General features: G+C 69.2%; 13 protein-coding genes. 2 read left to right on the top strand and 11 right to left on the bottom strand.

Going from position 1 to position 14,269, the window contains the following annotated elements; genetic code table 11:
* Positions 1 to 17 precede the first annotated feature (17 nt).
* The 3 genes from WPS_RS16750 to WPS_RS16740 are packed head-to-tail and all read right to left on the bottom strand — an operon-like array spanning position 18 to position 2,973.
* Positions 18 to 1,379, bottom strand: a complete 1,362-nt coding sequence (locus WPS_RS16750) for a KamA family radical SAM protein (RefSeq protein ID WP_317995597.1) — start codon at positions 1,377 to 1,379, stop codon at positions 18 to 20.
* Positions 1,376 to 2,458 carry an L-erythro-3,5-diaminohexanoate dehydrogenase gene (kdd, locus tag WPS_RS16745; RefSeq protein ID WP_317995596.1) on the bottom strand — a complete coding sequence of 361 codons (1,083 nt, stop codon included), beginning with the start codon at positions 2,456 to 2,458 and terminating at the stop codon, positions 1,376 to 1,378. Before kdd ends, WPS_RS16750 begins: the two co-directional genes overlap by 4 nt.
* Positions 2,455 to 2,973, bottom strand: coding sequence for an Lrp/AsnC family transcriptional regulator (locus WPS_RS16740; protein ID WP_317995595.1), 519 nt, complete (start codon positions 2,971 to 2,973; stop codon positions 2,455 to 2,457). The genes kdd and WPS_RS16740 overlap by 4 nt, the downstream gene beginning before the upstream one ends.
* Positions 2,974 to 3,352: 379 nt before the next feature.
* Between WPS_RS16740 and WPS_RS16735 the strand changes: the two genes are divergently transcribed.
* Positions 3,353 to 4,966: an ABC transporter substrate-binding protein gene (locus tag WPS_RS16735; protein WP_317995594.1), complete on the top strand. Its 1,614-nt coding sequence runs from the start codon at positions 3,353 to 3,355 to the stop codon at positions 4,964 to 4,966.
* A 76-nt stretch (positions 4,967 to 5,042) separates the two neighbouring features.
* The gene (locus WPS_RS16730; protein ID WP_317995593.1) at positions 5,043 to 5,306 is read left to right on the top strand and encodes a hypothetical protein; all 264 of its coding nucleotides are present in this window, start codon (positions 5,043 to 5,045) and stop codon (positions 5,304 to 5,306) included.
* 1 nt (position 5,307) lies between these two features.
* On the opposite strand, the gene WPS_RS16725 is transcribed toward WPS_RS16730, so the two are convergent.
* From WPS_RS16725 to WPS_RS16690, 8 genes are read right to left on the bottom strand one after another with little or no spacing between them, the layout of a single operon-like run.
* Positions 5,308 to 5,697 (bottom strand): VOC family protein, encoded by a 390-nt coding sequence (locus tag WPS_RS16725; RefSeq protein ID WP_317995592.1) that lies wholly within the window; start codon positions 5,695 to 5,697, stop codon positions 5,308 to 5,310.
* Positions 5,697 to 6,869 (bottom strand): metallophosphoesterase, encoded by a 1,173-nt coding sequence (locus tag WPS_RS16720; protein ID WP_317995591.1) that lies wholly within the window; start codon positions 6,867 to 6,869, stop codon positions 5,697 to 5,699. Before WPS_RS16720 ends, WPS_RS16725 begins: the two co-directional genes overlap by 1 nt.
* A 46-nt stretch (positions 6,870 to 6,915) precedes the next feature.
* Positions 6,916 to 7,950: a D-2-hydroxyacid dehydrogenase gene (locus WPS_RS16715; RefSeq protein WP_317995590.1), complete on the bottom strand. Its 1,035-nt coding sequence runs from the start codon at positions 7,948 to 7,950 to the stop codon at positions 6,916 to 6,918.
* Positions 7,947 to 9,572 (bottom strand): ABC transporter substrate-binding protein, encoded by a 1,626-nt coding sequence (locus WPS_RS16710; RefSeq protein WP_317995589.1) that lies wholly within the window; start codon positions 9,570 to 9,572, stop codon positions 7,947 to 7,949. Before WPS_RS16710 ends, WPS_RS16715 begins: the two co-directional genes overlap by 4 nt.
* Complete coding sequence (locus WPS_RS16705; protein WP_317995588.1) at positions 9,569 to 11,137, bottom strand: DUF885 family protein; 1,569 nt, start codon at positions 11,135 to 11,137, stop codon at positions 9,569 to 9,571. The genes WPS_RS16710 and WPS_RS16705 overlap by 4 nt, the downstream gene beginning before the upstream one ends.
* Positions 11,134 to 12,252 (bottom strand): Gfo/Idh/MocA family protein, encoded by a 1,119-nt coding sequence (locus WPS_RS16700; RefSeq protein WP_317995587.1) that lies wholly within the window; start codon positions 12,250 to 12,252, stop codon positions 11,134 to 11,136. Before WPS_RS16700 ends, WPS_RS16705 begins: the two co-directional genes overlap by 4 nt.
* Entirely contained in the window at positions 12,249 to 13,328 is a 1,080-nt protein-coding gene (locus WPS_RS16695) for a ketopantoate reductase family protein (protein ID WP_317995586.1), read from the bottom strand. The genes WPS_RS16700 and WPS_RS16695 overlap by 4 nt, the downstream gene beginning before the upstream one ends.
* Positions 13,325 to 14,221: a dihydrodipicolinate synthase family protein gene (locus WPS_RS16690; protein WP_317995585.1), complete on the bottom strand. Its 897-nt coding sequence runs from the start codon at positions 14,219 to 14,221 to the stop codon at positions 13,325 to 13,327. Before WPS_RS16690 ends, WPS_RS16695 begins: the two co-directional genes overlap by 4 nt.
* Between the last annotated feature and the right edge of the window lie 48 nt (positions 14,222 to 14,269).

Genomic DNA, 14,269 nt, shown 5'->3' with positions numbered 1-14,269 from the left:
GCCGCTCCCCCCGGTCCCTAAGCCAGGGCGGCGACTTTCGCGCCTCCGCGCGCGACGGCCTCGGCGATCATCCGCTCCTGGAGTTCCGGCACCGCCCAGCGCGCCTGCGCCTCGGGTGCAAGCGTATCGATCGGATCGAAGTACAGGAACGATTGCCCGGGCTTCACGCTGGGCGCCGAGTAGACCGCGATCCCGTTTTCGCGATCGTAGTAGTCGAACGAGTGGATGTCGCGCTTCCCGCCGCCGCCCGGGGCGTCGCAGATGAAGAGGGGCGTGTTGAAGCCCGCCGTCGTCCCGCGCACCGCTTTTTCGAGTTCGATCGACGTCTGCACGCTGGTGCGCATGTCTTCCACGCCCTTCACCAGATCGTGCATGTACACGTAGTACGGATGCACGTTGATCCACGACAGCCGCTTCACCAGGGTCGTCATCGTGCGCGCGTCGTCGTTGACTCCGCGGATCAGCACGCTTTGGTTGCGCACGGTGATCCCGCGCTCGAACAGCAGCGCCATCGCCCGCTGCGTGATCCACGTGATCTCATTGGGGGAGTTGAAGTGCGTGTGCAGGACGACGTCCTTGCCGAGCGCGCGCCCGCGCTCGACGACGCCGGTGAGCGCATCGGTCCACGCCGTGTCGGTGAGGATCTTCATCGGCATCACCGCCGGGCCTTTGGTCGCGAAGCGCATCCGCCGCACGTGCGGGATCGCGAGCAGCGCGTCGCCGATCAACGTGATATTCTTCGGCGCGAGCTGATACGTATCGCCGCCCGAGATCACGATGTCCTCGATCTCCGGGCGCGAGGCGATATAGTCGAACGCCGCCTTCCAGAGGTCGGTCGTCTTCGCGAGCGGCGCTTTGTCGACGTTCTCCGTATCGGGACCGATCGCGTACGAGCGGGTGCAGAAACGGCAATACACCGGGCAGGTCTGCAGCGGCAGGAAGAGCGCCTTGTCGACGTAGCGGTGGGTGAGACCCTGCACCGGCGAGTCGTCCTGTTCGTGCAGCGAGTCCAGCGTCAGCCGCGGATGATCGGGGAGCAGGCGCGAGGCGACCGGGATGAACTGCAGGCGGATCGGATCTTCGTACGGACGCGTCCAATCGATCGAGGCGATCGCGTACGGTGAGACGCGCACCGCCATCGGCGCGCGGCGGAACCCTTCCTTGGCGTCTTCGAGAAACGTCGGGTCGACGCTCGTCCCGATCGTCTCGAAGAGTTCCTCCGGCGTCTTCACCGAGTTGCGGCCCTGCCAGATGTGGTCGAGGAACGTCGCTTCGTCGACGTGCTCGTACGCCGGAACGTCGCGCCAGAACTCACCTTGGCGCACGTTGCGGTGCTCGAGCTCGGCGGGATCGACCGGCGGCTTGTGGTGATGCATCATCGCGTGGGAATCTCCGAAGCCGTCGCCGTCGCGTAGCGCGCGACGAAATAGTCGTGAATCGCCGGATGATCGCGCAGCGTCTGCAGCGCGACGACCGCGTGGCCGTGAGCGTACCCGTTGCCGACCATCATGTTGACGTCTTTCCCGATCCCCTCGGCGCCCAGCGCCGCGGCCGTGAACGACGTCGCCATCGAGAAGAAGTAGACCGTGCCGTGATCGCGGCAGCAGACGATCGAGGTGACCTCGGTCCCGCCGACGTTCACGCAGTTCACCACCAGATCGGCCAGGTGCGGCATCGCCTGGGGAACGTGTTCGATCACCGAGAGGGCGTTGCGCGCGTCGGCGACGATCATCGCGTCGACGTAGCCGTGATCGACGAGCAGTCTCGCGCTCGGCGTGGTGCCGTCGGGGACGATTCCGACGACGCGGCCGCCGGGGCCGACCCGCTCGCGCGCCTGCGCGCACGCCAGCATCCCGGATTTCCCGTCGGCGCCGATCACGCAGACCGTGGCGCCGGGCTGCGCGAGCCGCCGCACTTGCGCCGGTGCGCCCGCGACGTCGAGGACGGCGAGCGCGACGTCGACCGGCAGGTCGTCCGGCAACCGGGCGTAGATCCCGCTCGCGAAGAGAATCGCTTTCCCGCGCACGCGCACTTGGCCGGTCGCGAGATCGACACGTTCGATCGCGTCGAGCTGCAGCGGCGTGAGGGTCAGCGAGACGAGCGAGGCGATGCGGTTGCCGATCGCGATATCGTCGCGTGCGGCGAGCTCGTCGCCGATCGCGACGACGCGTCCGATGAACATCCCGCCGCTCCCGGTGACCGCATTGTGCTGCTTCCCGCGCTCGCGCACCGTTTCCAGAATGCGCGCCGCGATCGCACGCTCGTCGCCGCCGGCGGTATCGGCGATCTGTTTGAACGACGCCGAGTCGATGTTGAGCGTCTCGACGTCGCACAAAATCTCGTTCGCGAGCGCGCGCGGCGTGTTGTCGACTTTCCACGCGTTCTGAGGGAGCGCGCCCTTCGGCTCGATGACGCGATGCGAGCCGAGCCGGCAGAGCGGCGTGACTGCCGCGATCATCCGAGCGCCTCGACGGGGAGCCCGCCGCGCTCGAACGGCGTCGAGAGCACGATCGTCGTGCGCGTCCGGGCGACGCCGGGGACGCGCTTGAGCCGGGTGAGGAAGTCGTCGAGATGGCCGGTCGACCGGGTGACGACCTTGAGGACGTAGGTCTCGTCGCCGGCGACGCTGTGGATCTCGAGCACTTCAGGAAACGTTTGGATGGCAGCGGTGAAGGCGTCGTAGTCGAGGTCGGGCGCGCAGTACGCGCCGACGAACGCGGTCAGTTCGTAGCCGACGCGGCGCGGGTCGAGCTGCGCCGCGTAGCTGCGCACGAAGCCGCGATTCTCAAGCCGCTTCACGCGGTCGTGAACCGCCGGCGGCTTGAGGCCGACGAGCGCGCCCAGCTCGGCATAGGTCGAGCGAGCGTTGCGCTGCAGCGCTTCCAGCAGGCGCAGGTCGATGCGGTCCAGTTCCGGATGTCCGGCGGGTGCTCGACCGTTGCGTGCATCGATTGTTTCGGCCTTTAACGCCATAGAGCGTAGATTTCTTCGACGCCGGGATCGCTTCCTGGCTCGCTCCCCGCCCCTCAAGCGAGAGTGTTCGGTTCCGTACCGACGAGGTACAGCGCGAATTGTACGATAGCGACCCACTAGTGGGAGGAGGGTGAGCGGAATGAATTACCTCGTACACTGTCCCTGCGGCCATAGCCTCGAAGATCACGGTGAAGCCGGCTGCGCGGGAGCGCGCGGCATCGGTTGCGCTTGCCGCGCCGACCGGACCCAAGCGCTGGACCAAGCGATCGATCGCGTCCGAACGGAGGCATCGATCATTTGGCGCCGCCCCGAAGAGACGGAAGCCGAGTCGGGCGCGGCCTGACGGGGCGAACCGCCCCGATCCGTGAACGAGGCGGCGATGCTCAGAGCCGCCGCCGTTCTTCTCGCCGCGGTCGTGGTCGCCGGCGCTGCGGGGTGCGCCCGCGCTCCTGACGCCGGCGGAGCCGCTTCGGGCAGCGGGGTGCGGTTCGCACTCGCCGCCGATCCGCAGACGCTCGATCCGCTCTTCGCGCACGTCGACGCCAACAGCGTCGAACAACAAGTCGCGCGGCTTGCGTTCGAACCGTTCATCGACGTCGATGAACGCGGCCGCGCGATCCCGATCCTGCTCGACCGTATCCCGACGGCGGCGAACGGCGGGATCTCGCGCGACGGCCGGACGATCGTCTACCACCTGCGGCGCGGCGTGCGCTGGAGCGACGGCGCGCCCGTCGACGCGCACGATGTCGTATGGACGCTCCACGCGATCCTCGACGACCGCAACCCGGTGCGCTCGCGCGCGGGCTACGACCGCGTCGCGCGCGTCGAGGCAGTCGACCCGCACACCGTGCGCGTCACGCTCAAGAACGCGTGGGCTCCGGCGGTCGCGACGCTGTTCAGCTACGGCGTCGCGCCGCAGTACGTGCTTCCGGCCCACCTCCTGGAAAAAGAACCGTCGCTTGCGACGAGCGCGTTCGGCGCGCACCCCGTCGGCAACGGCCCCTACCGGCTCGTCTCGTGGTCGCGCGGCGAGCGGCTGATCTACGAGCCGAACCCGACCTACTGGCGCGGCGCGCCGCGGGCGTCCCGTCTGGACCTTCGTGTCGTCCCGGATCCCAACACCAACTTCACCCTCATGCGCAGCGGCGAACTCGACTGGAACCTGTTCTCGCCGGCCCAGCGCGAGACGCTCGGCGCGCCGGGCGGGATCGCGTTCCGGACTGTCCCGCTGACCTTGATCGCCGGGATCGCGATCAACACCGCGCATGCGCCGCTCGACGACGCGCGCGTGCGCCGCGCGATCGCCGCTGCCATCGACCGCGGCGCGATCTCGCGGAAGATCACGTTCGGGCGCTATCCCGTCGTCGACACCGCGCAGCCGCTGGGCTCGTGGGCGCGCGATCCGTCGGTGCACGAGCCGGCGTTCGACCCCGCGGCCGCGGACCGGCTCCTCGACGCCGCAGGCTGGAGGCGCGGCGCCGACGGGATGCGCGCGAAGCGCGGCGTGGCGCTCGCGCTCACCTACGTGCAGTTTCCCGAATCGCAGACCGGCGTGCGGGTCGCAACGCTCGTGCAGAGCGAACTCAAAGCGCGCGGGATGAACGTGACGATCAAATCGCTCTCGAACGCGCAGTTGTTTCTGCCCAAGTCCCAGGGCGGGACGCTCGCGACCGGCGCGTTCGATTTGGCCTACGTCCCGTGGCCGATGGGGGCCGACCCGGACGACTCCTTCCTGCTCACGTGCGCGGGGAGCGGCAACGTGATGCGCTGGTGCGATCCCGCGGTCGATGCGCTCGAAGCGCGGGCGCTCGTCGCGCCGGATCGTGCCGAGCGCAAGCTGCTCTACGCACAGATCGAACGGCGCGTCGCCGACGCCGTCCCGATCGTCTACCTTTTCAACCCGTCGTACTCATACGCGTACCGCACGACGCTCCGCAACTTTTCCCCCAACGCCTTCAACCCAACCTGGAACGCCTACGCCTGGTCACGCTGAGGTCGTCAGCGGCTGCGCTTCGACAGGCTCAGCGTGACGAAAGGCTCAGCGTGATGGTGGGCGGTACTCAGGTCTCGTGGATCGTTTGCTCGAGAGCGGGATTCCGTACGAGATCGCCGGCCTCGTCTACTTCGGGTTTTTTCTGCTGATGTCGAGCCCGCGCAGCGCGGGACGCTTCACCCGGCGCTCGCGCCTGCTCACGCTGCTCGCCGCGATCGTGCTGGTCGGCGCGGTCCCGCTCCACTACGGCGCAAACGCCTACGGGATCGCCGCGATGTTCGGTTTCGTCGCGCTCGCGATGTGGGCGACCTGGATCGACCGCCTGCGCTCGCGCCGCTGAGTCAGCCGATCACGACGAGCTCGAGCTTGTTCCCGTCGGGATCCTCGAAGAAGCACGCATAGTATCCTGCGCCGTACGCCTCGTGCGGCATCTCGATGTTGCGCGCGCCGATCGCCGGCAGAATCGTCGCGATCGCGTCGATCGTGCCGCGCGTCGGCGCGCGAAAGCAGACGCGCCCGGAACCCGGCGTCATCGCCGGATCTTCGCAGAAGCCGAACCAATCGGCATCCGGATCGTCCGCACCGGTCTCGGTGTCGGGGATGCTGTACGAGGTGAACTCTTCGCCGACCGACTTGACCGCGCCCAGCAGGTTGAGAAACGCGTCGTAGAATTCCGCCGCCGCCGCGCGGTCGCGCACGCGCAGGTCGACGTGCGACAGCAGCGGCCGCATCAGCAGCCCACCGCGCCGTGCGCGAACGCGCACGCGCGACGCTCGATCCCGTCCGCATCGCGCAGCGAGATCGACCACCCCTGCGCGCTCCGCGTGTACACGGCGAACCCGAACTGCTTCGTTGCGAACGGCGCGGGCGAGGCGAACGCATGGCCGTTGCCGTTGATGAACCCGCCGACCGCGTCGGCTTCGTCGAGTTCGTCGCCGCCTTCGCCGTTGACGATCAGCGGCGGGAAGCCCGTCAGATTCGCGGTCGCGAAGTCGTGCACGTGTCCGGCGAGGACGAGCGTGAACGGCGCGAACTCCGCAGGCTTCGCCTTCAGCACCGCGGACATGTTCGCGTTCGCATATGGCGGACGATGGGTGACGATCCATGCATCGCCGCCGCCGCCGCCGCCCAGCGCGGCCGCCGCGTCCAGCGAGCGCTGATAGTACGCGGTACGCGCCGGATCGGCCGGCGTGTCGCTCGCGTCCGACGCGGAGTCGAGCATCACGACACGCAAGCGATCGAGCGCGACTGCATACGGCATCGTCCCTTCGTCGACGGGGATCGGGTCGGCGCACGCCGTCGCCGCACTCGGTTCGAGGTAGCGGTACCAGCCCGCGCCGCCGCGCTTGCAGTCTTCGTGGTTTCCCCGGCTCAGCAGCAGCGGGACGCGCGCGAAGATCGGCGCCGCGGGGGCGAACCAATCGGCGACCCACGACATGCTCGTGTCGCCCCAGTAGTTGATGCAGCCTTGAATCCCGGGCGCGCAGTTGTTCTCGCGGTAGTAGTAGTCGCCGACGTGAATCGCGACGTCGGGATGCACGCGCGCGATCGAACGCGCGATGCGCGCGAACGGCCAGCCGGCGAGGTCGCCGCAGTTCTGCTGTTCGCCGCCCTTCATCCGGCAACCGGTGTCGCCGAAGACGACGACCGTGCGGACGGTGCGCGGAATGGCGGGGAGCGGCGTGTTTTCCACCGCCAACGCCTTTGCGTGCGGCGGCACCGGCGCGTCGCAGACCGCCTCGTCCCAGTGACGATCGAGATCGATCGGCGCGCGCACGCGCATCGGGATCCGCGCGCCGTCGGCGCGCAGCGCCGGGCACGCGGTCGTGACCAGCGCTCGAGCGTGCGGCGCTCCGTCAACGGCGAACTGCACCCAAGCCGAGAGCACGGCGGCGATCAGCATGCGCGGCCCTTCGCATCGCCGGACCGCGCGACCTCGCGCTGCGGCGCTAGTAGAACTCGCGCAGATTGACGAGATTGCGCGGCCGGTCGCCGCGTGCGACGCGGCGCGCGTTCTCGCAGAGCAGATCGGCGATGCGCGCATTCTCGTGCAGCGAGAGCGCGGCGGTGTGCGGGCTGAAGATGACGTTGGGCATCGTCCACAGCGGGTTGTCGGGCGGCAACGGTTCGGGATCGAAGACGTCGAGCACGGCGCCCGCGAGCGTGCCGCGCTGCAGCGCGTCGATCAGCGCGGCTTGATCGATCACCGCGCCGCGGCCGACGTTGACGACGATCGCTGCCGGCGCGAGCGCGGCGAGTGCTGCGGCGTCGACGAGATGGTGCGTGCGTTCGGTGATCGGCAGGGTGACGACGACCGCGTCGGCGCCGGCGAGCGCCTCGCGCACCTGCGCCGTCGGGAAGGTACGCTCGGCGAGCGGATCCGGCTCGCCGCTGCGGTTCACCGCCGTCACGCGCATCCCGAACGCGCGCGCACGCTGCGCGATCGCGCGGCCGATCTGGCCCATCCCGACGATCGCGATCGTCGAGCCGTCGAGTTCGCCCATCGGATAGTGCTGCCACGCCCGCTCGGCGCGGATCGCGGCGAGCCGCGCCGCGTCCTTGCGCAGCGCGAGCAGGCCGTAGAACGCGAACTCGGCGAGCATCCCCGCGTGCACGCCCGCCGCCGAGGTAAAGGTCACGCGCTCGAGCGTCGCCGCGTTGAGCTGCGCCCGCCGGATGTGCGCGCCCATCCCCGCCGACGTTCCCTGCACCCAGCGAATCCGCGGTCCGGCGGCGAGCGACGCGCGCAGGCCGTCGGGGCTTTCGTTCGGATAGCCCAGGATCGCGTCGGCGCGCGCGAGCATCGCCTGCCAGCGCGCCTCGCCGGCGGCGTCGCGCGCGAACGACGGGTCGCCGCCGTGGTCGCACGGGTAGCGCGGCGGCGGCAGCAGCGCCGGGTCATAGAGCACCTCCGAGACCGCGTCGCAGGCGCGAATCCGTTCGACGAGCGCTGCTTCGAGCGGGCTCGCGACCATCACGATCATCGCGCGTCGACGCCCATCATATCGTCGAACGGCGTGAGGATCGGCGGATCGAATCCGGTCACGCGCACGTTCGCGGCGGTTCCGCCCTTCCACGCGAAGAGCATGATCGTCGGCGCGTCGTCGTTGAGGCGCTGCTGGTAACGGGCGAGCAGCGCCTTGCGCTCCTGCTCGCCGTACGTCCCTTGGATGCGGTCGAGCAGCGCGTCGGCCTCGGGGCTGCAGTAGCGGCTCGCGTTCTCGCCGTTGGGCGGGCGCGACGCGCAGCTGTACAGTCCGCGCACGTCGGCGACCGACTGCAGCGTGCGCGGGTAGCTCGCCATGTCGTACTTGCCGCCGTAGAGAATGCCGCCGTTCTGCTGCAGCGCGCGGAAGATGTTCGGCGCGTACTTCTTGCTCTGCACCTCGATGCCGACCGCTTTGAGATACGCGCGCAGCAGTTCGGTCTGACCGTCGAGCTCGGCCGATCCCGCCGGATACACCAGATCGAGCGCGAGCGGGACGCCGTTCTTGGCGCGGATCCCGTTCGCGCCGGCGCGCCAGCCCGCGGCGTCGAGCAGCGCGCGCGCACCTGCGGGATCGTACCGGTCGACGACGCTCTCAGGCGCCGGCGGCGCGAGCGGAATCGCGACGCCGTCGTGCAGGAAGCCGTAGCCGTGGAGAATCTTCGCGACGAGTTCGCGCCGGTCGAGCGCCTTGCGGATCGCGCGGCGAACGCGCGGGTCGGCGACGTTGGGCCGCGTCACGACGAAGTCGAGGTTGGTGGTGCGATAGTTGGGAGCGACGCGAACGCGCAGCGACGGTGCGGCTTTGAGCCGATCGATGTAGCTCGGCGGGGTCTCGGGCCACAGGTCGACTTCGCCGGTCTGCATCTGCGCCGTCAGCGTCTCCTGCGAGGGGATCAGTTTGTAGGTGATGCGCTCCAGTTTCGGCTTGCCGCGCCAGTAGTACGGGTTCGCTTCCAGTTCGATCGCGTCGCCGCGCCGCCACGCCGTCACCCGGAACGGCCCGATTCCGACCGGCGCCGCATTGTACGGCGCGTCGTTGAACGACGCGAGTTTCCCCAGGATGTGCTGCGGCAGGATGCACGGCTCGTTCCCCGCCGTCCCGAAGTAGAGCGGGAGATAATCGGAGTACGGCCGCTTGAGGTGAAACACGACGGTGTTCTTGTCAGGCTCGTCGATCTGCGCGATCAGATCCCAGCCGACGGTGCCCTGTTCTTCGTTATTCTTCGGGTTGAGGATCGCGCGTACGGTGAACACGACGTCGTCGGCGCTGAACGGAGCGCCGTCCGACCAGCGCACGCCGCGGCGCAGGTGCCACACGATCGTCTTCCCGTCGGCGCTGATCCCGTGATTGCGCTGCGTCGGGATCTCGGTCGCCAGTTCCGGGACCGGATTTCCGTTGCGGTCGTAGCGCACCAGGTACGCCTGCGAGAGTTCTGCGATGATCCCGGCGGTAAGCGACGGATCCTGATGGATGTTGAGGCTGTTGGGGTCACCGCCGCCGGTCGCGAGCCGCAGCCAGTGGGCGTGTGTAGTCCCGCCGCTCGGGCCGCTGCTGCTCGCGCATCCGGCAACGAAGAGGCTCGCCGCGGCGAGCGCACACGCGCGCAACCCGTTCATGCCGGAACCTCCTGATCGATCCAGGCAACCGGCACCGACCCGAACGAGAGCAGCCGGTCGTGGAAGACGCGGGCGGGGAGCCGCGAGCGCGCGCGCAGCGTTTTAATCTGCTGCGTCCCGGTCCAGTACATCAGCCGGCTGGTGGGGAACATCGCGTTGCGGGTCGTCTCGTTCCAGATCCGCGCCGGCGCAAACGCGACCTCGTCGCGATAGAACGCGCGCATCTGCTCCAGCGTCCACACGCCGAGATGCAGCCGCAGGTCGGCGAGGCAGCACGCGATGTTGCGGAACTCGAAGTAGCGCAGCATTACGCGCTCGGCCGGCGTGTAGAACTCCGGCACCTCTTCGAGCAGATCTTCGGCGTAGCAGGCCCAGCCTTCGACCATCGTCCCGGCGGCGAGCATCATGATCCCGCTCGCGCAGTCGGTGCCGGCGATGCGCGAGAGCCGCGACGCCGCTCGCCGCGCGCGCGCGTTCTGCGTGTGGTGGCCGATGCTGCCGTGGTGCACGGCGTGCACGAGCTTCACGGCCGCGGTGTTGTGCGCGCGCCGCACGGCGTCGTCGTCGCCTTCGGGCGGCGACACCCAATAGATGCTGCCGTTGCCGGGGCGGCGCGCCGCGGGCGAACGGTAGAACAGGAAGTACAGGTCGCCCGCGACGTCGCGCGCCCACTCGGGGAGCAGCGCGAACTCCAGCGCGTAGTCGGATGCCGGCGTGAGCAGCGGCTCCGCGTCGCGCAAGGCACGATCGTGCCACGTGCGATACGACGGAAGGGCGCCGTCGGGCGCGGGGCCGAGTTCGCCCAGACGTGCGATCTGCTCGCGCCAAGTATGCGCCGGATCGTGACGCTCCGCAGCCTCCGCAAGTGCCGCTTCCGCCTCCGCGAACGCCGCCGCGGCGTCGCGTTCGAGCGTCGCGGCGGTGGCGTCGAGACCGTGCACGTCGCGGATCAGCCTCGTCATCCGCGCTTCGCCGGCGGCCGGATCGGCATCGGGCCGTTCGGCGATCGCGGCCTCGAACCGCCGCAGAGCGGCGACGGCGGCGCTCGTTCCCGCGACGCCTTCGATGCGGCCGAGCAGCCGCGCGATCGCAGCGCACTCTTTCCGCGCGCGCACCGTCCAGTCGGCCGGAACGCGGGTCCCGCGCAGGTGCATCGCCGCGTCCGCAAGCAGATCGGGGATGAGCGCGACGCGGCGTGCGAATGCGTCGGGATCGCGCGGCGCCGCGCGCGGCAGCAGCAGCGCGATCAGACCGAACGCGATCTCGCCGGTGTACCAGGCGGGATTGTGAAAGCGGCTGCGCCCGGCGAGCTGGTCGAGGACGTGCGCCGCGTGCGCGCGCATCAGCCGTGCGTCGAGCCGCGCACCGGGATCGGCGGGGACGACGACCGCGTCGAGGCGCCGCATGAGTTCGCGCAGTTCGCCGGCGTGGCGGGCGGGCGCGCCGAGATCGCACGGCGGCAGGCTTCCGTCGTACGCGATCTCGCCGGCGAACGAGGCGTCGATCGGCGCGAACGCCCAGTGAACGTCGAGAAAATCATCGACGAGTTCGTCGAATGGCGTCACGCCGCGTGATCCGCGCCGAGCGCGATCCAGCGCCGCTCGTCGTGCGAACGGATGAGCGCGTTGACGATCTCCTGGCTTTTCGCGCCGTCGAAGAACGTGCAGTCGGCCGGGCCGTCGTCGAGGATCTCGTCGACGAAGTGACGGACGAGGTTGCGGTAGTACAGTTCCGGCCACGGCGTCGCGAGCGTCGTCCCGGGCGGGAGCGCATCGGTGCCGATCGCGATCCGCTCGAACTCGACCGCGTCGGCGCGCGCGTGCGTCAGCGTTTCGGCGACGCCGTGCTCGTCGATCAGCCGCGCGATCGCCGCGCCCTTCGAGCCGTAGACGCGCACCTCGACGCCGGGATAGTTGCCGACCGCGATGTACGACGTCTGCAGCAGCCCTTGCGTCCCCGCGGCATACTCGACTAGGCCGATCGCGCCGTCTTCGACCAGGATCCGCTGGCGGCCGGGTTCGCCGCGCACCACGCGCTCGGGGACGAAGTTGCGCAGCGACGCCGTCACGTGCGCAAACTCCCCGCCGCACCACCGCATCAGGTCGACCAAGTGCGAGCCGTAACCGACCACCGACGAGGGGATGAGGCGGTCGCGCGGCGCGCCGGGCGTCACTTGCCGCAGCGGAAAATCCGGATCGAGAAACTGCGAATTTTGCTCGAATCCGTGGATGTGGAAGATCTCGCCGAGCGTGCCGTCGGCGATCCAGGCGCGCAATTGCCGCATCGCCGGCGAGTAGCGGAACGTGAAGCCCAGCTTCGTGCGCACGCCGCGCGCATCGGCGAGCCGCGCCAGCGCGAACGCGTCGTCGGCGCGGTTGGCCAGCGGTTTTTCGCTGAGGACGTGCTTGCCGGCGTTGACGGCATCGGTGCTGAGCGCGAGGTGGGTGTGGGTCGGCGTGCACACATCGACCATTTGCACCGCGGGATCGGCGAGCAGGTCGTGATGGTTCGCGTACACCTTGGGGATCGCGAACTTCTCGGCCATCGCGCGCGCACGCTCGATCTTGACGTCGCAGATCGCGACGACGCACGCGCGGTCGTTGGCGGCGTAGCCAGGGAGATGCGCGCTCTCGGCCCAGCGGTGGGCGCCGATCACGCCGACGTTCAGCACGCCGCTCACGGCAGCGCCTTCCCGATCGACTGCACGTACGCTTCGAGTTCGTCGAAGTTCTGGAAGCCCAGCGGCCGCGTCCCGTCTTCGATCTCGTAGATCATCGAGCAGAGTTTCTCGCTGAGCCGCACGTCGGCGCCCGCAGCGCGGCCGAAGTGGATCAGCTTGCCGTTCGACGCGCGCACTTCGGAGGGGCGGTTGCGGTAGACGATGTCCCACCAGATCCCCGAGCCCTTCTTGCGGAACTGGTGCGTCTCGGGCTTCTGGTCTTTCTTGAGGAGCCAGATCGCGTGGTTGATATTGTCGAGCAGTCTGCGCGTGTCGGCCGGCGTCTGCGGCCGGTAGTTCGCGGGGTCGAAGAAGTCGAACGCTTCGACGGTGATCCCGTTGGCGTCGGCGATCTCGAGCGCTTCACGGACGACGGCGCCGGCGACGCGCGCGTACCGCTCCACGCCGAGCGTCTCGCGGATCGGCGCGTCGGCGAGCGCCGAGAAGACGACTTGCGCCGAATACACTTCCTTCGCCCAGATCTGGCCCCAGATGTTGTTCGAGCGCTGCACGACCGTGAGCGCTTCGAGCATGCGCGCGAGTTCTTCGAGCCGCGGCGTCGACGCGCCGTTCATCTCGCCTAGCTGGATCGGTCCCTCGTGGACAAACTCGATGTGACCGGGATCGACGAGCGCGCCGCCGTAGTTGGGGATCGAGCCGATCACGCGTTCCATCCCTCCGAGCCCCGCGCCGTGCAGAATCTCGGCGATCAGCGGTTCGTTGAATCCGTTCTGATACGAGACGATGAACGTCTGCGGGCCGAACAGCGGAAGAATTTCGCGCACCGCGTCGCCGGTGTGCTGCGATTTCGTCGCGATCAGGACCGCTTCGAGCGGACCGGTCAGCGTTTCGGGCGTGGCCGCGCGCACGGGGATGCGCATCTCGCCGCGGATCCCGTCGATGAAGAGCCCGTCGCGGTTGAGTGCGTCGACGTGTTCCTGCCAGCGGTCGACCAGCAGAACGTCGTAGCCCGCCTTGGTCATGAACGCGCCCGCGAGGCCGCCGATCGCGCCGGCACCGACGATCGTGACCTTCATCGAACCGCCTCGAGCGCAAGCTCGGCGTCGAGTTCCGCGGCATCGCGCGCCTCGAGCGGACGCAGCGGCGGCACGATGCGCAGCCAGGCGTCGTCATCCGTCCGGCGCGCCATGAGATGACGCAGAGCAGGGATCAGCGGAAAGCGCCCGATCGTCGCGCGCTGCGCGCTCAGCAGCTCCTGCCGCGATGCGCGCTGCGGGTCGTCCTCGCCTGCGTGCCAGACGCTGCCGGCCAACTCCGCCGTAACGTTGACCGTCGCCGAGATGCAGCCGGCGAACCCGTCGCGGCGCGCCGTCGCGAGGATCGCTTCGGTACTCGGGAAAACGTCGAGATCCGCAAACTGCGCAACGAGTCCCGCTGCGTAGCCCGGCGCGTTCGCGCTGTCTTTCACGCCGACGATCGTCGCACCGTACGCGGAACGCAGCCGCGCGATCGCGTCGGCGGTGATCGGAACCCCGCTCATCGCCGGGAAGTGATAGAGGTAGAGGCGGAGGCGCGGGTCGGAAACGCGTTCGATCAGCGCCGCATAGTACGCCGTCACTCCGTCGTCGCCGACGTTCTTATAGTAGAACGGCGGGATCACGAGCGCTCCGGCGTAGCCCAACTCGGTCGCGCGGCGGGTCAGCCGCACGGCATCTGAGAGCGCCGCCGCCCCGGTGCCGACCATGATCGCTTCGAGCGGCAGGCCGGAGGCCGCGACGGCCTCGAGGACGCGCAGGCGCTGCTCGACGGAGAAGGACGTCGCCTCGCCGGTCGTCCCGAGCAGGTTGATCGCGTCGCAGCCGCCGGCGAGGAGTCGCCGCAAGTGCCCGACCAGGGCCTCGGTGTCGGGCGCGAGGTCGGCGTCCAGCGGGGTGAGCGCGGCGGCGCACACGCCGGCGAGACGCGGCATGCTCTTCAAAGCGTGTACTCCCAGGCTATTGACAGGACGAGGGGGCTC

The sequence above is a fragment of the Vulcanimicrobium alpinum genome, from assembly GCF_027923555.1.
GTDB classification, from domain to species: Bacteria; Vulcanimicrobiota; Vulcanimicrobiia; order Vulcanimicrobiales; family Vulcanimicrobiaceae; genus Vulcanimicrobium; species Vulcanimicrobium alpinum.
This window is presented reverse-complemented; position numbering and strand designations above follow the sequence as displayed.

Excerpts from the sequence above, each read along its gene's own strand:
- WPS_RS16735 (WP_317995594.1), top strand. The coding sequence starts at position 3,353 with ATGCTCAGAGCCGCCGCCGTTCTTCTCGCCGCGGTCGTGGTCGCCGGC.
- WPS_RS16720 (WP_317995591.1), bottom strand. The coding sequence starts at position 6,869 with ATGCTGATCGCCGCCGTGCTCTCGGCTTGGGTGCAGTTCGCCGTTGAC.
- WPS_RS16695 (WP_317995586.1), bottom strand. The coding sequence starts at position 13,328 with ATGAAGGTCACGATCGTCGGTGCCGGCGCGATCGGCGGCCTCGCGGGC.
- WPS_RS16690 (WP_317995585.1), bottom strand. The coding sequence starts at position 14,221 with ATGCCGCGTCTCGCCGGCGTGTGCGCCGCCGCGCTCACCCCGCTGGAC.
- WPS_RS16750 (WP_317995597.1), bottom strand. The coding sequence starts at position 1,379 with ATGATGCATCACCACAAGCCGCCGGTCGATCCCGCCGAGCTCGAGCAC.
- WPS_RS16740 (WP_317995595.1), bottom strand. The coding sequence starts at position 2,973 with ATGGCGTTAAAGGCCGAAACAATCGATGCACGCAACGGTCGAGCACCC.
- WPS_RS16715 (WP_317995590.1), bottom strand. The coding sequence starts at position 7,950 with ATGATCGTGATGGTCGCGAGCCCGCTCGAAGCAGCGCTCGTCGAACGG.
- kdd (WP_317995596.1), bottom strand. The coding sequence starts at position 2,458 with ATGATCGCGGCAGTCACGCCGCTCTGCCGGCTCGGCTCGCATCGCGTC.
- WPS_RS16710 (WP_317995589.1), bottom strand. The coding sequence starts at position 9,572 with ATGAACGGGTTGCGCGCGTGTGCGCTCGCCGCGGCGAGCCTCTTCGTT.
- WPS_RS16725 (WP_317995592.1), bottom strand. The coding sequence starts at position 5,697 with ATGCGGCCGCTGCTGTCGCACGTCGACCTGCGCGTGCGCGACCGCGCG.